The organism is Streptomyces sp. JLBT605, from assembly GCF_058215555.1.
Genome location: NZ_CM177087.1, coordinates 2003905 through 2028032, shown reverse-complemented (window position 1 = coordinate 2028032; position 24128 = coordinate 2003905). Strand labels below are relative to the sequence as shown.

Below are 24128 nucleotides of genomic sequence, written 5' to 3'. Positions count from 1 at the left end.
TGTCCAATGTAGGATCGGCAGCGGCTTTCGCCAAGGGACAGGGATCAAGACGCAGGAGGCGCAACGTGGCCGTTCAGGACGAGGTCGGCAAGCAGACGGGCCCGCTCACCACGGAATCTGGGGCTCCGGTCGCCGACAACCAGAACAGCGAGACGGCGGGAATCGGCGGCCCGGTCCTCGTTCAGGACCAGCACCTGCTGGAGAAGCTGGCGCACTTCAACCGGGAGCGGATACCGGAGCGCATCGTGCACGCGCGCGGTGCCGGCGCCTACGGCACCTTCACGGTGACCGCGGATGTGACCGAGTACACCCGGGCGGCGTTCCTCTCCGAGGTCGGCAAGCAGACAGAAACCTTCCTGCGCTTCTCCACCGTCGCGGGCAGCCTCGGCTCGGCCGACGCGGTACGCGACCCGCGCGGCTTCGCGCTGAAGTTCTACACCGAAGAGGGCAACTACGACCTCGTCGGGAACAACACCCCCGTCTTCTTCATCAAGGACGCGATCAAGTTCCCGGACTTCATCCACACCCAGAAGCGCGACCCGTACACCGGCTCGCAGGAGGCGGACAACGTCTGGGACTTCTGGGGCCTGTCGCCGGAGTCCACCCACCAGGTGACCTGGCTCTTCGGTGACCGCGGCATCCCGGCCTCCTACCGCCACATGAACGGCTACGGCTCCCACACCTACCAGTGGAACAACGCCGCCGGTGAGGTCTTCTGGGTCAAGTACCACTTCAAGACCGACCAGGGCATCAAGAACCTGACCTCGGGCGAGGCGGCGGTGCTCGCCGGCCAGGACCCGGACAGCCATCAGCGCGACCTGCGCGAGGCGATCGAGCGCGGCGACTTCCCGACCTGGACCGTGCAGGTGCAGATCATGCCGGCGGCCGATGCGGCGAACTACCGCTTCAACCCGTTCGACCTCACCAAGGTGTGGCCGCACGAGGACTACCCGCCGATCGAGATCGGCAAGCTGGAGCTCAACCGCAACCCGCGGAACATCTTCGCCGAGGTCGAGCAGTCGATCTTCTCGCCGGCCCACCTGGTGCCCGGCATCGGCCCTTCCCCGGACAAGATGCTCCAGGGCCGCCTCTTCGCGTACGGCGACGCCCACCGCTACCGCGTCGGCATCAACGCCGACCACCTGCCGGTGAACCGCCCGCACGCCACCGAGGCGCGCACCCACTCGCGGGACGGCTTCCTCTACGACGGCCGCCACGCCGGCGCGAAGAACTACGAGCCGAACAGCTTCGGCGGCCCGGCGCAGACCGGACGGCCGCTGTGGCAGCCGATCCCGGTGACCGGCGCCACCGGTGACCTGGCCGCCCCCTCGCACGCCGAGGACGACGACTTCGTCCAGGCGGGGAACCTCTACCGGCTGATGTCGGAGAGCGAGAAGGAGCGGCTGATCGCCAACCTCGCCGGCTTCATCGCGCAGGTGTCGCGGGAGGACATCGCGCAGCGGGCCATCGAGAACTTCCGCAAGGCGGACTCGGACTACGGCAAGCGGCTGGAGGCCGCGGTCCAGGCCCTGCGCGGCTGAGTGACCCGGCGGTCGCCGCCGGGGCGCCGACCGCCGCTTGCCGTACCCCTTCGGCAGAGGCCGGAAGCCCAATGGGTTTCCGGCCTCTGCCGCGCGCCCGCGAGCGCCACGATCCCGGCGCCGGGCCGGCCGGTCTCAGCCCGCGGCCGCGCCCGCGGGCTGCCGCGCCGGGGCCCAGCAGCGGAGCAGGTCGCGGACCGAGACCACCCCGACCGGTTCCCGGTCGTCCAGGACGATCAGATGGCGGAAGCCCCCGCGGGACATCGCGGCCGCGGCCTCGTCGACGGTCCAGCCGGGAGCGGCGAAGACCACATCGGTGGTGGTGTGTTCCTGGGCCGTCTCCCGGTCGGGATCCTGGCCTCTTCCCAGGGAGTTGAGGATGTCGCGCTCGGTGAGGATGCCGAGCACGCTGGTGTGCGGGTCGAACACGACTGCCGCGCCGACCCGTCTGGCGGCCATCAGGGTGGCCGCCTGACGGAGCGTATGGGCCGGGCCGATGGTCAGCAGGACCGAACTCATGGCGTCACGGATGAGCAGGGACATGGAGTGGAGCCACCTCCTTGGTGAACCTTCGGCGGGAATCCGGCCGTTCCGGCCCCTGTGAAGGTGTTCACAAGTTCACAAGCGGGTGGATTCTCATGTTCACATGCGCCTCGTGAAAGCGACAAGGGGCGTGCGCCGGGGCAACCGGTGCACCCCGGCTCGGCCGTCGGGTCGCGCGCGGCGTCCGGCCGGGCTCGGCCGTGGGGCGCGCGCCCGGCGTCCCCGGGGGGCTCAGCCCAGGTAGTCGAGCAACTCCTCGTGCAGCAGGCCGTTGGACGCCGCCGCGTTCCCGCTGTGCGGACCGGGCCTGCCGTCCAGCCCGGTGAAGCGACCGCCCGCCTCCTGCACCACGATCGCGCAGGCCGCCATGTCCCACAGCGACAGCTCCGGCTCGGCCGCGATGTCCACCGAACCCTCGGCGACCATCATGTACGGCCAGAAGTCGCCGTAGCCGCGGGTCCGCCAGCAGGCCCGGGTCAGATCGAGGAAGCGGTTGAGCTTCCCCCGCTCCTCCCAACCGTTCAGCGAGGCGTACCCGAAGGACGCGTCGCCCAGCCTGCTCACCTGGGAGACCCGCAGCCGGCTCGCCGACGACAGACTGCGGCCGGTGTACGCGCCCAGCCCCTCCGCGGCCCACCAGCGGCGGCCCAGCGCGGGGGCGGACACCACGCCGACCACCGGCCGGTCGCCGCCCTCGCCGCGCTCCATCAGGGCGATCAGGGTGGCCCACACCGGCACGCCGCGTACGTAGTTCTTCGTCCCGTCGATGGGGTCGACCACCCAGCGACGTGGGCCGGTGCCCTCGTGACCGAACTCCTCGCCGAGCACCGCGTCACGCGGCCGCGCGCGCTGGAGCTGGGAACGGATCAGCTCCTCGGCCGCCTTGTCGGCCTCGCTGACCGGCGTCATGTCGGGTTTGGTCTCCACCTTGAGATCGAGCGCCTTGAACCGCTCCATGGTGGTCGCGTCGGCGGAGTCGGCCAGCACATGCGCGAGGCGCAGGTCATCGTGGTAGTCGGGCATGAGCGAAACAGTATCGACAGGCATGGGGCAGGGCCACACGGCCACGGCCGGCCCGGCACGGCGGTCGCCCGCCAGGACTATTGACACCATCTGTCGGTCCGTCAATTCTGGGCGAACGGCCGACAAGGGACGGATGACCCGGGGAGGCGACGATGCCCGTGGCGCGGGAAGCCTTGCTGGACGCGGCCTTCACGGCGCTCGCCCGCCGCCCGTGGGCGGGGGTGCGCATGGTCGACGTGGCCGCGGCCGCCGGAGTCTCCCGGCAGACCCTGTACAACGAGTTCGGCAACAAGGAGGGCCTGGCCCGGGCGTTGGTGCGGCGCGAGGCGGAGGCGTACCTGACGGGCGTCGAGGAGGTGCTGGCAGGCACGGGTGGCACCGGTCCGCAGGACCGGCTGACCGCGGCGGCGCAGTGGACCGTGCGCACCGCGAGCGCCAATCCGCTGGTCCGGGCCGCCCTGACCGGGTGCTGGAGTGAGCGGCTGCCGTCGCCCACGGCCGCCGGCCCCCTCCCCGGCCCGCGCCGGGGCGGCGCGGCCGAGCCGGTGCCCTCCCCCGAGGAACTGCTCGGCCGGGTCCGGGACCGCGCGGTCACCGTGCTGGAGCGCGACTGGCCCGGGGACCCGGCCGGCCTCGGCCGCGCCTGCGAGACCGCGGCCCGGCTGGCACTGTCCTGCGTGGTGGCGCCGGCCGGCGCGGAGGAGGTGGCGAGCCTGGTGCGCGGGGTGCTGCCCGCCGCGCCGGAGGACGACCGGCGGCACCCGGCCGGGATCAGGCGGACGCGCCGGACAGCTGCAGGCCGATGACCCCGGCGACCACCAGCGAGATGGAGACGAGCTTGAGCGTGGAGACCGCCTCACCGAGGAAGGCCATGCCGTAGATCGCGGTGCCGGCCGCTCCGATGCCCGTCCACACCGCGTACGCGGGACCGACCTCCAGCTTCCGCAGCGACAGGGTCAGCAGACCGAAGCTGCCCAGCGCGAAGATGCAGAAGGAGACCGTCGGCCAGAGCCGGGTGAAGCCGTGCGAGAGCTTGAGACCGACGGCGAAGCCCGTTTCCAGCAGGCCGGCGACCACGACGAGGAGCCACGCCATCAGATTGCCTCCCACGCTGCCTCGATGACACGGTGCCGGCTCAGCCGAGCGCGTGGGCTGGTCCACGCCCGCCCGGCCGGTGCGATTATGCCCTTGCCGTCCGGAGCGGATCGCAAACGCGGCCGGTCAGTCGCCCTCCCGCCGCTCCCGGGTGGCCATCAGCCGGCGCAGCGAGTACAGCCGGGCCGGTTCCGCGTGGCCATCGGTCACCCACTGGTCCAGCGCGCAGTCCTGCTCGTCGTGGCTGCAGGCCCGCGGGCACTCCTCGGTCCCCGGCTCCAGATCGGGGAAGGCGCGGATGACCCGGGACGGGTCGATGTGGTTCAGCCCGAAGGAGCGGACACCGGGGGTGTCGATGACCCAGCCGGAGCCGTCCGGCAGCGGGAGCGCGAGCGCGGAGGTGGTGGTGTGGCGGCCGCGCCCGGTGACCGTGTTGACCCGTCCGGTGGCCCGCTTGCGCTCCGGGACCAGGGCGTTGACGAGGGTGGTCTTGCCGACGCCGGAGTGGCCGACGAAGGCGGTGACCCGGTCGGTCAGCCGCTCGCGTACCCGGTCCGCGGCGCCGCCGTCCGCCAGCTCCTCCCGGCTGGTCACCACATAGGGGACGCCGAGCGGGGCGTACGTCTCCAGCAGTGGCCCGGGCGGGGCCAGATCGGACTTGGTGAGCACCAGCAGCGGCTCCAGGCCCGCGTCGTAGGCGGCGACCAGGCACCGGTCGATCAGCCGGGGGCGTGGCTCGGGATCGGCGAGCGCGGTGACGATGGCCAGCTGGTCGGCGTTGGCCACCACCACCCGCTCGAACGGATCGTCGTCGTCGGCGGTGCGGCGCAGCACCGAGGACCGCTCCTCGACCCGCACGACCCGGGCCAGGGTGTCCTTGTCGCCGGAGAGGTCCCCGACCACCGCGACCTGATCCCCGACCACCACCGCCTTGCGGCCCAGCTCGCGGGCCTTCATCGCGGTCACGGTGCGGTCCTCGACCAGGACGGTGAGGCGGCCGCGGTCCACGGTCACCACGAAGCCCTGGGCGGCGTCCTCGTGCTTGGGCCGGATGTTGGTACGCGGCCGGCTGCCGCGGCGGCCGGGCCGGACCCGTACGTCGTCCTCGTCGGTGTGCTTGCCGTAGCGGCGCATGACGGGACTCTCAGCCTCTCGGTGCTTCGGTCGCCTCGGCCGCCCGGCCGAGCATCCCGGTCCACAGACCGGGGAAGTCGGGGAGCGTCTTCCCCGTGGTGGCGACGTTCTCCACCTGGACGCCGTCCACGACCAGGCCCAGCACGGCGGCGGCGGTGGCCAGCCGGTGGTCCTCGTAGGTGTGGAAGACCCCGCCGTGCAGCGCGCGCGGCCGGATCCGCAGCCCGTCCTCGGTCTCGGTGACGTCCCCGCCGAGCTCGTTGATCTCCTTGGCGAGGGCGGCGAGCCGGTCGGTCTCGTGCAGCCGCAGATGTGCGATGCCCCGCAGCACGGACTCCGAGTCCGCCAGCGCGGCGACCGCCGCGATCACCGGGGTCAGCTCGCCCACCTCGTGCAGATCGGCGTCGATGCCGGTGATCCGGCCGGTGCCGGTGAAGGTGAGCCCGGCCTCGCCCAGCTCGCAGGAGCCGCCCATGGCGGTGAAGATGCGGCGCAGCTCGTCGCCCGGCTGGGTGGTGTGCGCCGGCCAGTCCGGGATGGTCACCCGGCCGCCGGTGACCAGCGCGGCGGCCAGGAAGGGCGCCGCGTTGGACAGGTCGGGCTCGACGACGAGATCCCGGCCCAGCAGCGCGCTGGGCGCGACCCGCCACACGTCGGGCTCGCCGCCCGACTCGGGGGTGTCCACCGCCGCGCCCGCGTGCCGCAGCATGTCGACGGTCATCCGGATGTGCGGCAGCGAGGGCAGTGCGGAGCCGACGTGCCGGACCTCCACGCCCTGGTTGAAGCGCGGCGCGGACAGCAGCAGCGCGCTGACGAACTGCGAGGACGAGGAGGCGTCGATCGACACCGGGCCGCCGTCCACCGCGCCGCCGCCGTGCACCGTCATCGGCAGGCAGCCGCGGCCGTCGTCGTCGATCCGGGTGCCGAGCGCGCGCAGGGCGTCGATCACGCCGTGCAGCGGACGCTCGTACGACCGGGGGTCGCCGTCGAAGCGGATCGGGCCGTCGGCCAGCGCCGCGACCGGCGGCAGGAAGCGCATCACGGTGCCCGCGTTGCCGACGTTCACGGTGGCGGGGCCGCGCAGCCCGGCGGGGATGATGCGCCACGCCTCGCCGCCGCCGTCCGCGCCGGGGGAGCTGGAGGAGACCGTCTCCTCGATGCCCACGCCCATCGCACGCAGCGCCTCGGCCATCAGCAGGGTGTCGCGGGAGCGCAGCGGCCGGCGCAGCCAGCCGGGCTCGGAGGCCAGGGCCGCGAGTACCAGGCCACGGTTGGTGACCGACTTCGATCCGGGCACGGTGACGGTCGCGTCGACCGCTCCGTGTGCGAGCGGAGCGGGCCAGAGGTCGGAGTGTGCGTCCGGGGGGGTCTCAGTGCCGGTCATGGCCTTCACTTTAGTGGTTCGCCGAGGAGACGAATCCCGATCAAAAGTGGCGAAACTCAGTCGAAACACAGCACTGGTAAAGGGGATCGGATCAGCGGAGGCCGGGGGAGAGCCGGCGAAGGGACGACGGAGGGGGTCTCCCGGGCTCACGCGAGCCGCGGCGGGCTCACATGTCCAGCAGCCAGCGCCCGCCGCCGATCAGCGAGCAGACCGAGACCACATGGAAGAACAGCAGCCAGGCCACCGCGGGGACACCGGTGAGCCGGGCCAGCTGGTCCGGGTCGGAGTTCCCGTCGTGCCCGTACCGGCGCTTGCGCTGCAGTTCGAAGGGCGGGCGGACGCCGCCCAGCAGCAGGAACCAGACCACTCCGTAGGCGAAGGCCGCCTGCACCTCCGGCTCGGTCAGCCAGGACACCAGCAGGAAGGCCGCACCGGTGACCATCACGGTCAGCACGCCGTACGCGTTGCGGATCATCACCAGCATCGCCAGCAGCAGCCCGGTCGCCCCCCACAGCAGCGCGGTGATGTGATCCGCGGCCAGCAGCCACGCCCCGCCCAGGCCCAGCAGCGATGGGGCGGTGTAACCCGCGGCCGCGGTCGCGATCATGCCCAGCCCGGTCGGTTTGCCCCGGGAGACGGTCAACCCCGAGGTGTCCGAGTGCAGCCGTATGCCCTGCAGCCGCCTGCGGCACACCAGCGCGACCAGACCGTGGCCCGCCTCGTGGGCGATGGTGATCGCGTTGCGGGCTATCAGCCAGGCGGTCCGGTAGACGACCAGCGAGAGCGCCAGCACGCCGGTGGCGGCGACCAGCCACAGCGAGGGCTCGGGCTGGGTGCCGACGACCCGGTCCCACATCTCGGCGGCGTTCGTTGCGTCCATGGGCGGGCGGCTCCTCGTCTGACGGTTGCGTCCTGGGCCCGGTGTGTCTCGGGGCGCGGGCGTCGTGGCAGTGTGGCATCCATGTGCGGTCGATACGCAGCGAGCCGGCAGCCGGAGGATCTCGTCGACCTCTTCGAGGTGCGGAAATGGGAGCCGACGGAGGCCCTGCAGCCTGACTGGAACGTCGCCCCGACGAAGAACGTCCCCGTGGTGCTCGAACGCCCCCTGAAGGACGCCGCGGACCGGCGTCCGGTTCGCCAGCTGCGCACACTCACCTGGGGACTGGTGCCGTCCTGGGCGAAGTCACCGGACGTCGGCGTGAAAATGATCAACGCCCGGGCGGAGACGGTGCACGAGAAGGCATCCTTCCGCCGGCCCTTCCTCGCCCGCCGCTGCCTGCTGCCCGCCGACGGCTACTACGAGTGGGTCACCGGCGCCGCCGAGCGCCGGCTCGAGGAGCAGGGCAAGCGGAAGCGGCCCCGCAAGCAGCCCTACTTCGTCACCCCGGCCGACGGCTCGGCGATGGCGATGGCCGGGCTGTACGAATTCTGGCGGGACCGCACACTGCCGGACGAGCACCCTCGCGCCTGGTGGGTGACGTGCACGGTGATAACGACGGAGGCGGAGAAGGAACCGCTGGCCGGAGCCGATGACGAGGCCGGGGACGGTGACGGGCCGGGCCCGCGCTCGCTGGCCGAGATCCACCCCCGGATGCCGCTGATCCTCACCCCGGACCGGTGGGCCGACTGGCTGGACCCGGCCAACACCGACCCGGCGGACCTGCGCGAGCTGCTCACACCGCCGCGCCCGGACCTGCTGCGCGCCTTCCCGGTCGGCACCGCGGTGAGCGACGTGCGGAACAACGGGCCCGAACTGGTGGCGGAGCTGGCCGAGCCCGAACTGGGCACGCTCTTCTAGCTTCCGGTGCGGCGTCCTGCTCTGGCTTCCGGTGCGGCGCTCTGCTTTCCCGCTGCGCTCTACTTTCTTCCATGAACGCTTCGAGTGAGATCGTCCCCACCCCCGCGGGCGACGCCCGGATCACCTGGCACACCGCGCGCCCGGCCCGCGCCGTGCTGGCCCTGGGCCACGGTGCGGGCGGCGGGATCGAGGCCCGTGACCTGCGGGCACTGGCCGCCGCGCTGCCGCCGCTCGGGATCACCGTGGCGCTGGTCGAGCAACCGTGGCGGGTCGCGGGAAAGAAGGTGGCGCCCGCGCCCAGGACCCTGGACACCGGCTGGACCGCGCTGTGGCCCGCGCTGTCCGGGCCCGGCCTGCCGGTGGTGGCGGGCGGGCGCAGCGCCGGCGCGCGGGTGGCCTGCCGGACCGCCTCCGCGCTCGGGGCGCACGCGGTGCTGGCGCTCTCCTTCCCCCTGCATCCGCCGGGCAAGCCGGAGAAGTCCCGGGCCGAGGAGCTGACCGACGCCGGGGTTCCGACCCTGGTCGTCCAGGGCGGCCGGGACCCGTTCGGCCGCCCGGAGGAGTTCCCGGCGCTCCCCGATGGCGCCGAGCTGGTGGAGGTGGCGTACGGCGACCATGGCTTCGCGGTGCCGAAGTCCGCCGCGATCACCCAGCAGGAGGCACTCGACCGGATCACCGGGGCGGTCGCCGGGTGGCTGGACAAGATCCTCAGCTGACGCCTGACGCCTGACGCCTGACGCCTGACGCCTGACGCCTGACGCCTGACGCCTGAGACCGGCCGCGGATTTTTCCGCCCGTCCGCCGGGAGCGGGGAATGCCGAGACGCCAGTGGGTGTTGTGGCATGCGTCGGGACACCTGGCCCCCGGGCCGACCGGCGCATCAGGTTCGCAGAGGCACACGCACGAGGAGAGGGAGTCCCCCGCATGGGTTCGCTTGCTTGCCCGGCCCGCCCGCAGTCCGCCGACCTGGACTGGTCGCAGCTGCAGGTGATGCATGCCGCCGGTATTGGAGGGGCGAGCGGACGGGATCCTCGTCTATTCTCCGATTCAAGTGGGCCCATCACCGGGTCTGCCACGGTCTTGGAGGAGGTGGGTCAGGTCACTGGCACCGACGCAGGGGCCGACGGCACGGGCGAGGTCCGGCTCGGCGGAGAGGCGCAGGAGACGGCCAAGGAGACGGCCGCCGAGCGCAACGCACGCTTCGAGCGGGACGCCCTCACCTTCCTCGACCAGATGTACTCCGCCGCGCTGCGCATGACGCGCAACCCCGCCGACGCCGAGGACCTGGTGCAGGAGACGTACGCCAAGGCGTACGCGTCCTTCCACCAGTTCCGCGACGGCACCAACCTCAAGGCGTGGCTGTACCGCATCCTGACCAACACCTTCATCAACTCCTACCGCAAGAAGCAGCGGGAGCCTCAGCGCAGCGCCGCCGAGGAGATCGAGGACTGGCAGCTGGCGCGCGCGGAGTCGCACATGTCGACCGGTCTGCGCTCGGCCGAGTCCCAGGCGCTCGACCACCTGCCCGACTCCGACGTGAAGGAAGCCCTCCAGGCGATTCCCGAGGAATTCCGCATCGCGGTCTACCTCGCGGACGTCGAGGGGTTTGCGTACAAGGAGATCGCGGACATCATGGGGACACCCATCGGTACGGTCATGTCCCGTCTGCACCGTGGGCGTCGCCAGCTGCGCGGTCTGCTGGAGGACTATGCCCGTGGGCGCGGGCTCGTCCCGGCCGGCGCGGGAGCGGCGGCCGACGAGTCGCACGATCGGAAAGGCTCTGACTCATGAGCTGCGGAGAGCCGCACGAGACTGACTGCTCCGAGGTTCTCGACCATCTGTACGAGTTCCTCGACAACGAGATGCCCGATGGTGACTGCGCCAAGTTCGAGGTGCACATCGACGAGTGCTCGCCCTGCCTGGAGAAGTACGGCCTGGAGCAGGCCGTGAAGAAGCTCGTCAAGCGGTGCTGCGGCCATGACGACGTCCCCAGTGACCTGCGGTCGAAGGTGATGGGCCGGATCGAGCTGATCCGCTCCGGCGAGGTATCGCCGGAGGTGGACCTCACCCAGCCGCTGCACCGCGAGGCGGATCTGCCCACCGCCACACAGGACTGAATCCTCCTCTCACCCGAAGGTGTGTAATCCGCGGGCTCATCCGGCCTAATCCCCTGATGCGCCCGTCTTGCCCCGCCCACCGCAATATCCTCCCCAACCTGACGACGACCTGACGCGGACAGGGAGGAGGGGGCGATGCGGGCACTTCCTCCCGGGGCGCGTGCCTACATCCTGGGCTGCGGCCTCGCCGCCACCCTGTGCGCCACCCCCGCCCTCCGCCCGGGCGCGGAGATCCCCTGGTCGACCGCACTCCCACTCGCCGCACTCTGCGCCCTGGTCTGCGCCGGACCGGCCGCCGAGTGCACCGCCGGCCCCGTGCTGCTCGCCGGGGCCATGCTGCTGCCGCCACCGGCCGCCGCGCTGATCGCCCTGCCCGCAGGGGCGGCCGGCAGGGTCGACCGGCCCCCCGCGGCCGCCCGGCGCCTGTGGCATGCCGCCCAGCTCTCCCTCGCCTCCGCCGCGGCGTCCCATGCCTTCTCCCTCGCCGGTGGCCGCCCCGCCCTCGCCGCCCTGGAGCTGCCGTCGGCCCTGCTGCCCGCGGCCGCCGCCGCCCTGGTCTTCGGGCTGGCCCGGGCCGCCCTGGAGGGCGGCGTGCTGGTCACCGCCGAGCGGCAGGCACCGGCCGCGGCCTGGGGCGGGCCGCTGCCGCGCTCGGCCGGCCCGCACCTGGTCCACGGCCTGGCCGGGCTGATCATGGCGCTGCTGTGGCACAGCCCGTACGGTCCGGCGGCGGCCCTGCTGGTGCTGCTGCCGATCTCCGTCTCCGCCTCCGTCTTCGCGCTCTGCCACCGCGAACGCACCGCCCAGCAGGCCGCCGTCCGCGCCCTGGTCTCGGCGGTGGACCTCAAGGACCGGTACACCCGCGGGCACAGCGAACGCGTCGGCCGCGCCTCGGCGATGATCGCCCGGGAGCTGGGGATGAGCAGCGAGCGGCAGGAGGCCCTGCGCCTCGCCGGCACCCTGCACGACGTCGGCAAACTCGGCGTCCCCACCAGGCTGCTGCGCAAGGACGGGCCGCTCACCGCCGAAGAGCGGCGGCTCATCGAACTCCACCCGGAGTTGGGCCATGAGGTGGTCCGCGGCATCGGCTTCCTCCAGGAGGCGCGGGCGGCGATCCTCCACCACCACGAGCGGCTGGACGGCAGCGGCTACCCGTGCGGGCTCGCCGGCCGGGAGATCCCGGAGTGCGCGCGGGTGGTGGCGGTGGCGGACGCGTTCGACGCGATGACCTCCACCCGCAGCTACCGGCGGGCCCGGCCGGTGTCCCGCGCGCTCGAGGAACTCCGCCGCTGCGCCGGCACCCAGTTCGACCCGGCGATGGTGCGGGCCCTCTCGCGTGCGCTGGCCCGCCACCCCTGGCACCAGCCGCCCCCCGCGGATCCCCCGCAGCCGCCCACCCCTGACGCCGGCGCCGCCCAGGTCGCCCCGGCCCCGGGCGAGCCCTCGATCCCCGCTGACCTCCCGGTACCGGCCGGGCCGCTGGCCTGCCGTGGGGCCGCGCCTTCGACCGGCGCTTCCGTCGTCCCTGACCTCCCGGCCCTGAGCGGAGCCCCGGCCCCGGGCGGGCTCCCAGCCCCGGGCGGGGCCCTGGCTCCGGGTGGGCGCTCGGGGCCGGGTGGGCCCTCGGCTGTCGGCGAGCCCTCGGGCGCCGGCGTGGCGTCGGCGCCGCGCGGCGGCGCCGGGGCGTCCCTGGAAGCGGTGGGGCGCGCGGCGTCGGACGCGGCTGGCGCCCCCGCCGCGGGCGGGGGCGGACGCCCCTGCGGTGCCCGGTGCCCTTGCGGCGTCTCCGGCTCGTGCGGAAACGTCCCGCCAACGCCCGCTGGAGGTCACCGAGGTGCCACCGCGCCGCCGGGACCGGTGGCGGGGCCGGTGCCGGGGGCAGGCGCCCAGCCCGGCGGCCTCCCGGATCTCCTGCCGCCCGCGCGCCCGGCCGGCTCTCCGCCACCGCCTCCGATCGGCCGCTACCCGTCGGGGGGCCGCTCATGAACCGCCGGGCGGGGAGCGGCCATCCGAAGGCGGCGGGCGGCGGTCGGCACCGCCGCAGCGGGACACCCCGGCCCACGCCACCGGCCGCCGCATCCCGGGACCGTAAGCCGGCGGCCCCGGCCACCACACCCCAGAACGCCGAGCCGCCGGAGCCGTTGGCCGCCGACGACCCGGCCGCGGGCGACCCGGCCGCGGGCGACCCGGCCGCGGGCGACCTGCCTGTCGACGATCTCGCTGCCGACGACCGGGCGGACGAGGACCCGACGGGTGGCGACCCGACCGCAGGCGACTTGGCAGACGACGATTCGGCCGCGGGCGTCCCGGCGGGTGGCGACCTGCCTGCCGAGGACCCGACGGGCGCCGACTCGGTAGCAGGCGCCCCGGCAGATGGCGAGCTGGCTGATGACTGCCCGGCCGCAGGCGACCTGGCTGCCGACGACCGGGGTGAGCAGGACGTGGCGGCGGACGGGGCGCGGGCGTCGTCCCGTCCGCGCCCGGCGAAGGCCTGCGGTGAACGGCCGCGCCCGGCGTACGGAGCCCAGCTCACCGTCGGGGCGGTATACGGCGCGGCCGGGGCGCTCACGCTCGTGGCGCTCGGCTGGACCCAGTGGCACGGGGTGCGCCAGCCCGGTGTGGCGCTGGCCTTCGGGGCGCTCGTCGCCGTCGGTGAGGCACTGCGCCGCGGCGACGGCCGGGCCGCGCGGCGCGGCACGGGCCTCGGGCAAGGGGCGAGCGAGCCGGGCCCGGCCGGGCGGGAGTGCGCGCCGCTGGCCGCCGCCGGAGCCCTGGCGTACGCGCTGCTGGAGGGGCTGGGCGGGCTCGGCGCCGCCACCGGCGGCCTGCCCGGGACCGCCGCGACCGGGGGCGCCCCGGGCGCCACCGCCGAGGGGGGCCTGCGCGTCGTCGACAACGTACTGCCGGGCGTCCTCGCGGGGGGCGACCCGGGGCCTCCGGGGGCCCCGCCCGCGAGCCTCCCGGGCGGCGGCGGGTTGCAGGTCATCGCGGTGGTCGCCGCCGCCGGGCTGGTCGGACTGGTCCCGCAGATCGCCCTCGGCCGTCCCGTGGCGCTCGACCGGCTCGCCCGCCGGGTGCTCTGCGTGGCCATGGTCGCCGCCTGCTGCCAACCGCTCTCCGGCCTGGACGGGTTGACCGGCTCGTCGGTCCACGGCCCGTACCAGGTCGGCTACTTGCTGGTCCTGCTGACGCTCGCCGCCGGGTGCGACGCCGTCCTGGCGGCCGCGCTGACCCGGGCCCGTACCGGCCGGCCGTACGTCCTGCTGCTGGCGGAGGAGGCGCGCGAGCTGCCCCGGACGGGCACGGCGGTCGGCGCGACCGGCGTGGCGATGGCCCTGGCGGTCACCGTGGCCGGCCTGTGGGCGCTGCCGGTGGTCTGCGTGCCGCTGCTGCCGGCCCAGCACGCTTTCCGGCGCCACGCCGATGTACGGGCCACGTACCGTCAGACGATCGCCTCCCTCGCCCGTTCGACGGAGGTCGCGGGCTACACCCCCGCCGGGCACGCCCACCGGGTGGCCACGCTGAGCGGGGCGGTCGGCCGGGAGATGGGGCTGTCCGGGCGCGAACTGGCGGCCTTGGAACACGCGGCCCTGCTGCACGACGTCGGACAGCTCTCGCTGCTGGACCCGCTGCCCGCCGGAGCCACCGAGCGGCTGCCCGCGGCCGAGCGGCGGCGGATCGCCCGGCTGGGCGGCGCGGTGGTGCGGCAGACCGGGGCGCCGGAGCAGGTCGCGCTGATCGTCGAGCGGCAGGCGGAGCCGTACCGGCAGGCGCCGCCGGCGGCCCGCGTCCTGCGGGTGGCCAACGCCTACGCGGAGCTGACCGCGGCCCCCGGCGCCCGGCCCGGCGAGCCGCTCCGGGCCTTGGAGAAGCTGCGGTCGGCCACCGCACGCGAGATCGACCCGGCGGTGGTGGAGGCCCTCGCCAGGGTGCTCGCTCATGGCGGAACCTACGGATAACCCATGGGTAATGAGCGGGCGTCCGAAGAGGCATGGTTGGATGCGAAGTAAGGGGTGTCGGGCTTCCCCAACCCTCCAGCATCGCGGGAACGCCCCGGCCGGGGGTGCCTCCGGCGAAGCCAGGGGGAGTGCCTTGTCACCCCGGCGGCACGACGGGTGGTGGGCGCCAGTCCCCGAGCGAATCCTTGAGGGACCGGGCTGAGATGTCCACGAATGTGTGGCAGGTTGTCGTCAGGGGGAGGGCGACGCCGTCCGCTCAGGCATCGGGTGCGGGACAACGGAGAAACCGGCAGGCGGGAATCGTGAAGATCTTCGGCAAGGTACGGCACCGGCCTTCCGCCTCATGGCGGCAGGCCACCGACCGTGCGTTCACGCTCATCGGCGACGGCCGGTACGACGACGCGGGGGCGCTGCTGACCCGTGCCGCCGACATGGAGCCGTGGCTGTCGGAATCGTGGTTCAACCTGGCGTTGCTGCACAAGTTCCGGCACGACTGGGAGCAGGCGCGTGCGGCCGGGCTGCGCGCCGTCGCGCTGCTGGACCGCGCCACCGGGGCCCCGGACTGGTGGAACGTCGGCATCGCGGCGACCGCGCTGCAGGACTGGCCGCTGGCCCGCCGCGCCTGGCAGGCGTACGGACTGCGGGTGCCCGGCGACCGCGGCACGGGGGCGGCCTCCGGCGAGCCGGTGGGCATGGAGCTGGGCAGCGCCGCGGTGCGGCTGTCCCCGGAGGGCGAGGCCGAGGTGGTCTGGGGCCGCCGGCTGGACCCGGCCCGTATCGAGGTGCTGAGCATTCCGCTGCCGTCGTCCGGGCGGCGCTGGGGCGAGGTGGTGCTGCACGACGGCGTTCCGCACGGTGAGCGCACCACCGCCGTCGGCACGAGCGGCGCCACCAAGGCGTATCCGGTCTTCGACGAGATCGAGCTGTGGGCGCCGTCCCCGGTGCCGACCTGGGTGGTGCTGCTGGAGGCGGCCACCGAGGCGGACCGGGACGCGCTGGAGCAGCTGGCGGCGGACGCCGGGTTCGCGGCCGAGGACTGGTCCTCCTCGGTGCGACTGCTGTGCCGGTCCTGTTCGGAGAGCCGGATGCCGAGCGACGAGGGGGACGGGGAGCACCTGGACCCGCACGATCACAGTGAGCCGGGTCACCCGGGACCGCTGGGACACCGCACGGCCGGTTCCGGCTCGCTGTGGGTGCCCGAGCGCGAGTGCGGGATCGCCGCCCCGGCCGGGTTGGTGCGCGGGCTGCTGGACGGCTGGGTCGCCGACAGCCCGGACACCCGTGAGTGGCGGGATCTGGAAGAGGTCTGCTGACCGGGGACCGGGCGGTATCAGGCCAGGAGCCCGGCGCGCGGACCGGTCCGTCGAGCGGCGACCGAACCAAAGGCCGCGCCGGTGCTGAGAGTGACGAGACCGAGGGAGCGAGGAACGAGCGAGTGCTGTGTCGAGGAGCGTCAGCATCGGGTCCGAGCGGCCGGAGGTGAGCCGAGCCGTCAATCGTCGCCGTAGGCTGTACGGCGACGATTGACGGTTTGAGGAAGGCGTGCGGCGGACCATGGCGCAGCAGGACACGGATCAGCAGGTGGACGACGAGTTCATCGACGACACGGCGGACGCGGAGGAGCGTGAGCAGGCCCACCGCGAGCGCGGTAAGGCTCGTCCGATCACGGTGGTCGGCAACCCGGTGCTGCACCGCGAGTGCAAGGACGTCACCGAGTTCGACGACTCGCTGGCATCGCTGATCGACGACATGTTCGCCAGCCAGCGGGCGGCGGAGGGCGTGGGTCTGGCCGCCAACCAGATCGGCGTGGACCTGAAGGTCTTCGTCTACGACTGCATGGACGACCAGGGCGTCCGCCACGTCGGCGTGGTCTGCAACCCGGTGCTCGACGAGCTCCCGGCCGAGCGGCGGGTGCTGGACGACTCCGGCGAGGGCTGCCTCTCCGTGCCCGGCGCCTACTGCGAGCTGGCCCGGCCGGACTACGCCGTGGTGCGCGGCCAGGACGCGTCGGGCAAGCCGATCGTCGTCCAGGGCACCGGCTACTTCGCGCGCTGCCTCCAGCACGAGACCGACCATCTGTACGGGCGGCTCTACATCGACCGGCTCTCCAAGCGTGATCGCAAGGACGTGCTGCGCCAGATGGCGGAGGGCACCCCGCGCTACGAGACCGTGCCGAACGACTGAGCGCATGGGGCTCACCGGGCCCGCCGGGTCCGGTGAGCCCTCCGGCGAGGGACGGCGGTGTCAAATCCCGTTCCCCATACCAGTGTTGCCAGCGCATGGACCGATTTCCATATAAGGCAAACTTGTCATGCTCGCGTAAAAAACTTGCCCTCAATTCCCCTCCGAGAGGGTGGTGGACGTCGACAATATTCATCCCTAAACATCCTCGGGAGGGTGATTTCGGGCGATGTGCGGCGGCCGTCCGGGCGGCCTTCGGCGGTGGCTCCAGGCTGGGCGACTTGCCTGCTGAGGGCCCCGACACGGGGTACGCAGCGGGATGAAACGGACTCCGGGCTACTGCTAGTGTGCGGCCACTCGCTATGAGTAATCAGACCCCCGCGTACATGCAAGAAGGGCCAAGAGTTCCATGCGCAAGCTTCAGCAGGTCGCGATCGTCGTCGCGGCGGTCGGCAGTCTGGTCACCATCGGTGCCGGTACCAGCTATGCCGACGCCCCTCCCGCTCCCAACAACGGCGGCGGCTGGCAGGGCCAGCCGCAAGCCGCCCCGCAGGCGATGGCTCCCCAGGCCGCCGCCCCGCAGGCGGCTCCGCAGGCTGCCGTCCCCCAGGGTCCGGCCCAGCCGGCTCCCGCCCCGCAGGCCGCCCCCCAGCCGGCCCCCGCACCCCAGCAGGCTCCGGTTCAGCAGGCCCCGGCTCAGCAGCCTCAGGACCAGGGACTGGGTCTGGCTTCTCCGCAGGGCGCCAACCAGCAGGCCGGTGCCCAGCTGGCCAACGCTCAGCAGGCCGGTACCCTCCAGGCTGCCCCGCAGGCCGCCGCTCCCCAGCAGACTGTCGCCCCGCAGCCCGCCGCCCCGCAGCAGCAGGGTGGTCAGCCCCAGGGCGGCCACGACCACGGACAGGGCCAGGGGCAGGGCCAGGGTCAGGGCCACGGCCACGGTCACGGCCACGGACAGAAGGCCGCCAACTACAACATCTTCCACCCCGAGCAGGAGTGCAGCCCGCAGGCGCTGGTCAATGCCAACGTTCCGCTCGGTGTGCTCTCGCACGCCGAGACGAACGGCTTCACCTGCACCCAGAACAACATGGCGTTCAACGGGTACCAGCGCTGAGGTAACCCCTCGCGCGACACTCGTAACGGGCCCCCGGGGATCGTCTCCCCGGGGGCCTTCCCGCGTTCTGGCGGCCTTTCAGGCCCCGTTCGGCGGGGTCTGTACGCCGTAACCCGGTCAACCGTCCACCCGTCAGGGGCGATTCCGGTCGGATTTCTCGCACGAGAACATTTCTTTCCGCGCGTCGTCGGGCGAATCGGATGTCCTTCCACTAATCTCCACAACTGAACGAAGTCGGTCGATAACCGACCGAATCGGACCCAAAAAAATCGGAGTTGAAATGCGCAAGCTTCACAAGGCTGCCGTGGTGGTCGCCATGATCGGCAGCGTCGGGTTCATTGGCGCCGGGACCGCTTCGGCTCACGGCAAGGGCGGCCCGGACATCGACGTCAAGCAGCACACCGCCTGCAAGTCGCACGACCTGAACGTGGACGTTCTGGGCAATGTCGGCATCCTGAACGGTCTGCTGGCCAACGCCCTGAACGGTGAGGGCGACCCGGCGGCCCAGCCGACCAGGCAGGGTTCGCTCATGGACTGCAGCAACCGCGCCCTCTGACGTCAAGGTCACGTTCGGAAAACGGAGTTCACATGCGCAAGCTTCAGAAGGCTGTCGTAGCGGTCGCCATGATCGGCAGCGTCGGGTTCATCGGTGCCGGGACCGCTTCGGCTCACGGCAAAGGTCCGAGCATCGACGTGGACCAGTCGTCGAAGTGCAAGTCGCACGATCTGAATGTCGACGTTCTGGGCAATGTCGGCATCCTGAACGGTCTGCTGGCCAACGCCCTGAACGGTGAGGGCGACCCGGCGGCCCAGCCGACCAGGCAGGGTTCGCTCATGGACTGCAGCAACCACGCTCTCTGATCGTCGACCACTCAGTCAGGCAACTGACGATGGGCCCCGGTATCCGAGCCACGAGCCCGGCACCGGGGCCCATTTCCTGATTCCTCTCCCGGGGGCCGACCGGCCCCGGGGCATCCGGCCTTGCCGCCCTGGCGCGACCGCGCCCGGGCATCGAATCGCAAAGGAAACCCAACACATGCTCAGCTGGAAGAAGATCGCAGTGGTCTCGGGGCTGCTGAGCGGCCTCGCCGTGACGGGGATCGGCGCCGCCGAGGCGTACGACGGGCACAGCAGCCCGGTTTCCTGCTCGCGGGACGCCAAGTTGAACGTCACCTGCATCCAGAGATACCAGTACACCAACGAGGACGGTTCGTACCGGCTGAGCCAGACCCGGAACTGCACCACCGCCTGGACCCCTCGCCTCTCCGCGGCCGCCACCGGCACGCGGAGCTTCGGGCGGGTGGACTGCGCGAACGAGGCGCCGGGAGGGTCCAGGCAGGAGCCGGCGCAGGAGTCCGGTGACCAGGCTCCGAGGGCGCCCAGGGGCCAGGCGCCGAAGGGGTCCGGCGGACACGCCGAGGAGGAATCGGACTCCTGACGTGCCGTGTCAGGGACGCCGATCCCTCACACGGCACGGCACACGGCGGATGGCCGGACCGGGAGACCCGGGACCGGCCATCCGCCGTGTGCCGCGTGTGGTGCCCGGCGGGCGCTCCCCGCCGGGCACCGGTCCGCGTCAGTGGCGGGCCGGCAGCGGCACCGTCGGCCCGCCCGCCCGGGCCTCCGGGGTCCGCGGCACGGAGGTGCCCAGCAGCTCGACCGGGTTGCAGTACGACAGGTCGGTCATGGGCCGGTCGGTGCAGAACCTGGCCAGCAGGTCGGAGAACTCCGCCATCCGCTCCACCGGGAGCAGATGGTCGGCCTCCTTGACGGTGGTGAACGACACCGCGGGCAGCACGGCCGCGAACTCCCGGCCCATCGCGGGCGTGCAGAGGTAGTCGTGCTCGCCGGTGACCACCAGCGACGGCACGGCCGGCACCGGCTCGCCGCGGAACCACTCGTGGTTCATCAGCCGCACGATGTGCTCCACCGACATCCGGTCCTCCTCCGGCGACTGGCCCATGAACTGCTGGTAGAGCAGCCGGGATACCACCGCGTGCTTGCGGACCACGGCGGCGCCGGGCGGCGACATGAACCGCTCGATCAGCTCGGTGGCGAATTCCGCGCGCTCGCCGCGCTCCAGCATCCGCAGCCAGCGCGGCACCGATGTCGCGTAGTCCTCCGGGACCGCCTTGGCCATGCCCACGAAGCCCAGCCGGGACACGTGCCCGGGGTAGTGCTGCGCGAACCGCAGGGCGATGCCTCCGCCGAAGCAGGCGCCGATCAGGTTGACCCGGGGCACGTCCAGCTTGATCAGCATGTCGCGGACCGCGGCGGCCAGGAAGTCCAGCCCGTAGCCGGAGGGGAGGAAGTCGGCCTCGCCGTAGCCGGGGAGGTCCACGGTGATCAGGCTGCTCCACGGGGTGAGCCACTTCTCGTGCCGCATCCAGGCGTGACGGTTCTGCGAGGAGCCGCCGAGCAGCACCAGCGGTTCGGTCCGTGGAGCGTCCTGGCGGAGGACGCGGCAGCGGTAGGAGAAGCCCTCGAACGCGAACGTCCGCTCCTCCGCTCGCACCTGCTCCAGCGGATCCGGGCCGAAGTCCGTCGAGGGTGTGTCCTGGGCGATGGCGATGTCAGAGCGCATAGTGACCCCTGTGTGGATGGAGCAAGGGCGGTATCCACTCATCATTGCCCCGCGACGGAACTCCTCCTCTGTAATCCGTCTTTAGTGGGCGATTGCTCCCCCAATCGGTCCGATCCGAATCACTGTCCGAAACGCCGCGGGCGCACCCCTGGACAAAGGGGTGCGCCCCGGAGGCGAATTGACCGGATCAGAAGTCGTCGTCGAAGGAGACCGAGCCTTCGACCGCGACCTGGTACGCCGAGGCGCGCCGCTCGAAGAAGTTCGTCAGCTCCTGGACGTTCTGCAGCTCCATGAAGGCGAAGGGGTTCTCCGAGCCGTACCGGACCGGCAGGCCCAGGCGGGCCAGCCGCTGGTCGGCCACGCACTGCAGATACTCGCGCATGGAGGCGGTGTTCATGCCCGGCAGGCCCTCGCCGCACAGGTCCCGGGCGAACTGCAATTCGGCCTCGACGGCCTCCTCCAGCATCGCGGTGACCTGCTTGCCCATCTCCTCGTCGAAGAGATCCGGCTCCTCCTCGCGGACGGTGTCGACGACCTGGAAGGCGAAGTCCATGTGCATGGACTCGTCCCGGAAGACCCAGTTCGTGCCGGTGGCCAGGCCGTGCAGCAGGCCACGGGAGCGGAACCAGTAGACGTAGGCGAAGGCGCCGTAGAAGAACAGGCCCTCGATGCACGCCGCGAAGCAGATCAGGTTGAGCAGGAAGCGGCGGCGGTCCTCCCTGGACTCCAGCCGGTCCAGCTTCTCCACCTCATTGATCCACTTGAAGCAGAACTGCGCCTTCTCGCGGATGGACGGGATGTTCTCCACCGCGTCGAAGGCGGCGGCACGGTCGTCCGGGTCGGGCAGGTAGGTGTCCAGCAGGGTCAGGTAGAACTGGACGTGCACGGCCTCCTCGAAGAGCTGCCGCGACAGATACAGCCGCGCCTCGGGGGAGTTGATGTGCTTGTAGAGGGTGAGCACCAGGTTGTTCGCCACGATCGAGTCGCCGGTCGCGAAGAAGGCGACCAGCCGGCCGATCAGGTGCTGCTCGCCGGGCGAGAGCTTGGCGAGGTCGGCGACGTCGGAGTGGAGGTCGACCTCCTCCACGGTCCAGGTGTTCTTGATGGCGTTGCGGTAGTGCTCGTAGAACGCCGGATACCGCATCGGCCGCAGGGTGAGTTCGAAGCCCGGGTCCAGGAGGTTCTTGGGCTTTTCGGGGGTGGACATTACTGGCAGGCCTCGCAGGACTCGGGGTTTTCCAGGGAGCAGGCGATCGCCTCGGCGTCGGGCGTGGCCTGCTGGACGGGGATGGGCGCGGTGGCGCGCGCCGACTGCGCGATCCGGGTCGCCGGGCGCGAACGCAGGTAGTACGTGGTCTTGATGCCCTGCTTCCAGGCGTAGGCGTACATCGAGCTGAGCTTGCCGATGGTGGGCGAGGCCATGAAGAGGTTGAGCGACTGGCTCTGGTCGAGGTACGGCGTGCGGGCGGCCGCCATGTCGATCAGCGCGCGCTGCGGGACCTCCCACGCCGTGCGGTACAGCTCGCGGACCTCCCTGGGCACCCAGGAGAAGTCCTGGACCGAGCCGTTGGACTCACGCAGCGCCTCGCGGGTCTGCGCGTCCCACACGCCCAGCTCCTTGAGCTCCTCGACCAGGTAGGAGTTGACCTGGAGGAACTCACCGCTGAGCGTCTCGCGCTTGAAGAGGTTGGAGACCTGCGGCTCGATGCACTCGTACACGCCCGCGATGGACGCGATGGTCGCGGTCGGCGCGATGGCCAGCAGCAGCGAGTTGCGCATGCCGGTCTTCGCCATCCGCTCGCGCAGCGCCGTCCAGCGCTCCGGCCAGGCCATGGGAGCGCCCTCGTAGTGGTCCGGGTGCAGCACACCGCGCGCGGTGCGGGTGGCGGACCAGGCCGGGTGCGGGCCGTGTCGCTCGGCGAGGTCGCAGGAGGCCTCGTACGCGGCGAGCATGATGCGCTCGGAGATCTTCGTGGACAGCGCCTTGGCCTCGGCGGAGTCGAACGGCAGCCGCAGCCGGAAGAACACGTCCTGCAGACCCATCAGGCCCAGACCCACCGGCCGCCAGCGGGAGTTGGACGCCCCGGCCTCATCGGTCGGGTAGAAGTTGATGTCCACCACCCGGTCGAGGAAGGTGACCGCGGTGCGGACCGTGCGGTCCAGCTTCTCCCAGTCCATCTGCCCGTCGGCACCCAGGTGCGCGGCGAGGTTGACCGACCCCAGGTTGCAGACCGCCGTCTCGCCGTCGTCGGTGACCTCCAGGATCTCGGTGCAGAGGTTGGAGGAGTGCACGACCTTGCCTGGCTCGGCGGTCTGGTTGGCAGTGCGGTTGGCGGCGTCCTTGAAGGTCATCCAGCCGTTGCCGGTCTGCGCCAGGGTGCGCATCATCCGGGCGTACAGCACCCGGGCGGGGATGGTCTTCACGGCCTTCCCCTCGGCCTCCGCGCGGCGGTACGCGGTGTCGAACTCATCGCCCCACAGGTCGACCAGCTCGGGGGTGTCGACCGGGGAGAACAGCGACCAGTCGGCGTCGGCCTCGACCCGGCGCATGAACTCGTCCGGGATCCAGTGCGCGATGTTGAGGTTGTGGGTGCGGCGGGCCTCCTCGCCCGTGTTGTCCCGCAGCTCCAGGAACTCCTCGATGTCGGCGTGCCAGGTCTCCAGGTAGACGCAGGCGGCGCCCTTGCGCCGGCCGCCCTGGTTGACCGCGGCGACCGAGGCGTCCAGGGTGCGCAGGAACGGCACGATGCCGTTGGAGTGGCCGTTGGTGCCGCGGATCAGCGACCCCCGCGCGCGGATCCGCGAGTACGACAGGCCGATGCCGCCGGCGTGCTTCGACAGCCGGGCGACCTGGTGGTAGCGGTTGTAGATCGAGTCCAGCTCGTCCAGCGGGGAGTCCAGCAGATAGCAGGAGGACATCTGCGGGTGCCGGGTACCGGAGTTGAACAGCGTGGGGGAGCTGGGCAGGTAGGACAGCGAGCTGGTCAGCCGGTACAGCTCGCGGACGTCCTCCAGCGCCCGGTCGGAGAGGTCCTCGGCCAGGCCGCAGGCCACCCGCAGCAGGAAGTGCTGCGGGGTCTCGATCACCTTGCGGGTGAGCGGGTGGCGCAGCAGGTAGCGGCTGTAGAGCGTGCGCAGGCCGAAGTAGCCGAAGCGGTCGTCGGCGCCGTCGCTGACGCTGGTGTCGACCAGTGCGTCCAGCCGGTCCGCGTGGGTCCGCACGAAGGCGAGGGTGGTGTCGGCGATCAGGCCCTCGCGGTGGCCGGTCTCGACGGAGGCGGAGAAGGAGACCGCGCCCTGTCCGGACGCCTCCTCGGCGATGGTGAGGGTGAGCAGGCGCGCGGCGAGCCGGGAGTACTCCGGCTCCTCGGCGATCAGTCCGGCGGCCGCCTCGGTGGCCAGGTCCCGCAACTCCGCCTCGTCGGACCCGGCGTGACGGCCGCGCAGGGCGGCGGCCGCGACCTTGCCGGGGTCGGTGGCGGGCAGGTCGGCGGTGAGGTCGGTCAGGGTGCGCAGCAGGGCGGTTCCGGGCGCGTCGGACGCGGGGCCGGGGCCCTGGAAGTCCTGGGCCGCTGAAACCGGATCGGCGGGCGCGATGGTCACGGAGGTGCTCTCCCTCGCTCGGCTGGGAGGGCCTACGAGGGTGGGCGCGATGGGC

22 protein-coding genes and 1 pseudogene are annotated in these 24128 nt (G+C 72.3%); 14 read left to right on the top strand and 9 right to left on the bottom strand.

Going from position 1 to position 24128, the window contains the following annotated elements:
* The first annotated feature begins 65 nt into the window (after nt 1-65).
* On the top strand, nt 66-1541 hold the full coding sequence (locus AC4BDD_RS09085) for a catalase (RefSeq protein ID WP_490690469.1): 1476 nt from the start codon (nt 66-68) through the stop codon (nt 1539-1541).
* 135 nt (nt 1542-1676) lie between these two features.
* On the opposite strand, the gene AC4BDD_RS09080 is transcribed toward AC4BDD_RS09085, so the two are convergent.
* Nucleotides 1677-2078, bottom strand: coding sequence for a CBS domain-containing protein (locus tag AC4BDD_RS09080; RefSeq protein WP_490691716.1), 402 nt, complete (start codon nt 2076-2078; stop codon nt 1677-1679).
* 237 nt (nt 2079-2315) lie between these two features.
* Nucleotides 2316-3107 carry a histidinol-phosphatase gene (gene hisN / locus AC4BDD_RS09075; protein ID WP_490690468.1) on the bottom strand — a complete coding sequence of 264 codons (792 nt, stop codon included), beginning with the start codon at nt 3105-3107 and terminating at the stop codon, nt 2316-2318.
* A gap of 152 nt (nt 3108-3259) precedes the next feature.
* Here hisN and AC4BDD_RS09070 point away from each other — a divergent pair, with 152 nt between their 5' ends.
* Nucleotides 3260-3913 carry a TetR/AcrR family transcriptional regulator gene (locus AC4BDD_RS09070; RefSeq protein ID WP_490690467.1) on the top strand — a complete coding sequence of 218 codons (654 nt, stop codon included), beginning with the start codon at nt 3260-3262 and terminating at the stop codon, nt 3911-3913.
* On the opposite strand, the gene AC4BDD_RS09065 is transcribed toward AC4BDD_RS09070, so the two are convergent.
* The 4 genes from AC4BDD_RS09065 to AC4BDD_RS09050 all read right to left on the bottom strand — a co-directional run bounded on the left by AC4BDD_RS09065 (nt 3879) and on the right by AC4BDD_RS09050 (nt 7600).
* Nucleotides 3879-4202, bottom strand: coding sequence for a DMT family transporter (locus AC4BDD_RS09065; protein ID WP_490690466.1), 324 nt, complete (start codon nt 4200-4202; stop codon nt 3879-3881). The two genes, AC4BDD_RS09070 and AC4BDD_RS09065, sit on opposite strands and share 35 nt — an antisense overlap.
* 126 nt (nt 4203-4328) lie before the next feature.
* A complete protein-coding gene (gene rsgA / locus AC4BDD_RS09060; RefSeq protein WP_490690465.1) occupies nt 4329-5336 on the bottom strand; it encodes a ribosome small subunit-dependent GTPase A in 1008 nt (335 codons plus the stop codon).
* A gap of 10 nt (nt 5337-5346) precedes the next feature.
* Nucleotides 5347-6720: a 3-phosphoshikimate 1-carboxyvinyltransferase gene (gene aroA / locus AC4BDD_RS09055; protein ID WP_490690464.1), complete on the bottom strand. Its 1374-nt coding sequence runs from the start codon at nt 6718-6720 to the stop codon at nt 5347-5349.
* Nucleotides 6721-6886: 166 nt separating this feature from the next.
* A complete protein-coding gene (locus AC4BDD_RS09050) occupies nt 6887-7600 on the bottom strand; it encodes a M50 family metallopeptidase (RefSeq protein WP_490690463.1) in 714 nt (237 codons plus the stop codon).
* Nucleotides 7601-7681: 81 nt separating this feature from the next.
* Here AC4BDD_RS09050 and AC4BDD_RS09045 point away from each other — a divergent pair, with 81 nt between their 5' ends.
* The 12 genes and pseudogenes from AC4BDD_RS09045 to AC4BDD_RS08990 all read left to right on the top strand — a co-directional run bounded on the left by AC4BDD_RS09045 (nt 7682) and on the right by AC4BDD_RS08990 (nt 19324).
* Nucleotides 7682-8518, top strand: coding sequence for an SOS response-associated peptidase (locus AC4BDD_RS09045; RefSeq protein ID WP_490690462.1), 837 nt, complete (start codon nt 7682-7684; stop codon nt 8516-8518).
* Nucleotides 8519-8589: 71 nt separating this feature from the next.
* Entirely contained in the window at nt 8590-9234 is a 645-nt protein-coding gene (locus AC4BDD_RS09040; RefSeq protein ID WP_490690461.1) for an alpha/beta hydrolase family protein, read from the top strand.
* A 373-nt stretch (nt 9235-9607) separates the two neighbouring features.
* Entirely contained in the window at nt 9608-10309 is a 702-nt protein-coding gene (locus AC4BDD_RS09035) for a sigma-70 family RNA polymerase sigma factor (RefSeq protein ID WP_490690460.1), read from the top strand.
* Nucleotides 10306-10635, top strand: a complete 330-nt coding sequence (gene rsrA, locus AC4BDD_RS09030; RefSeq protein WP_490690459.1) for a mycothiol system anti-sigma-R factor — start codon at nt 10306-10308, stop codon at nt 10633-10635. Before AC4BDD_RS09035 ends, rsrA begins: the two co-directional genes overlap by 4 nt.
* Nucleotides 10636-10770: 135 nt before the next feature.
* A pseudogene (locus tag AC4BDD_RS09025) lies at nt 10771-12114 on the top strand (HD-GYP domain-containing protein); the annotation flags it as partial.
* 1094 nt (nt 12115-13208) lie between these two features.
* The gene (locus AC4BDD_RS09020) at nt 13209-14594 is read left to right on the top strand and encodes an HD-GYP domain-containing protein (protein ID WP_490691715.1); all 1386 of its coding nucleotides are present in this window, start codon (nt 13209-13211) and stop codon (nt 14592-14594) included.
* Between the two features lie 302 nt (nt 14595-14896).
* Nucleotides 14897-15907, top strand: a complete 1011-nt coding sequence (locus AC4BDD_RS09015) for a tetratricopeptide repeat protein (RefSeq protein WP_490690458.1) — start codon at nt 14897-14899, stop codon at nt 15905-15907.
* Between the two features lie 241 nt (nt 15908-16148).
* Nucleotides 16149-16778: a peptide deformylase gene (gene def, locus AC4BDD_RS09010; protein ID WP_490690457.1), complete on the top strand. Its 630-nt coding sequence runs from the start codon at nt 16149-16151 to the stop codon at nt 16776-16778.
* Between the two features lie 406 nt (nt 16779-17184).
* Nucleotides 17185-17886 (top strand): hypothetical protein, encoded by a 702-nt coding sequence (locus tag AC4BDD_RS09005; protein WP_490690456.1) that lies wholly within the window; start codon nt 17185-17187, stop codon nt 17884-17886.
* A gap of 280 nt (nt 17887-18166) precedes the next feature.
* Complete coding sequence (locus AC4BDD_RS09000) at nt 18167-18442, top strand: hypothetical protein (protein WP_490690455.1); 276 nt, start codon at nt 18167-18169, stop codon at nt 18440-18442.
* Between the two features lie 32 nt (nt 18443-18474).
* Nucleotides 18475-18747 carry a hypothetical protein gene (locus tag AC4BDD_RS08995; protein ID WP_490690454.1) on the top strand — a complete coding sequence of 91 codons (273 nt, stop codon included), beginning with the start codon at nt 18475-18477 and terminating at the stop codon, nt 18745-18747.
* A 175-nt stretch (nt 18748-18922) separates the two neighbouring features.
* Nucleotides 18923-19324, top strand: a complete 402-nt coding sequence (locus AC4BDD_RS08990; RefSeq protein ID WP_490690453.1) for a hypothetical protein — start codon at nt 18923-18925, stop codon at nt 19322-19324.
* A 138-nt stretch (nt 19325-19462) separates the two neighbouring features.
* Here the strand turns inward: AC4BDD_RS08990 and AC4BDD_RS08985 are convergent, their stop codons facing one another.
* The 3 genes from AC4BDD_RS08985 to AC4BDD_RS08975 form a co-directional block, all read right to left on the bottom strand.
* Complete coding sequence (locus AC4BDD_RS08985) at nt 19463-20470, bottom strand: alpha/beta fold hydrolase (protein ID WP_490690452.1); 1008 nt, start codon at nt 20468-20470, stop codon at nt 19463-19465.
* Nucleotides 20471-20657: 187 nt separating this feature from the next.
* Nucleotides 20658-21677 carry a ribonucleotide-diphosphate reductase subunit beta gene (locus AC4BDD_RS08980; protein WP_490690451.1) on the bottom strand — a complete coding sequence of 340 codons (1020 nt, stop codon included), beginning with the start codon at nt 21675-21677 and terminating at the stop codon, nt 20658-20660.
* A complete protein-coding gene (locus AC4BDD_RS08975) occupies nt 21677-24073 on the bottom strand; it encodes a ribonucleoside-diphosphate reductase subunit alpha (protein WP_490690450.1) in 2397 nt (798 codons plus the stop codon). Before AC4BDD_RS08975 ends, AC4BDD_RS08980 begins: the two co-directional genes overlap by 1 nt.
* Between the last annotated feature and the right edge of the window lie 55 nt (nt 24074-24128).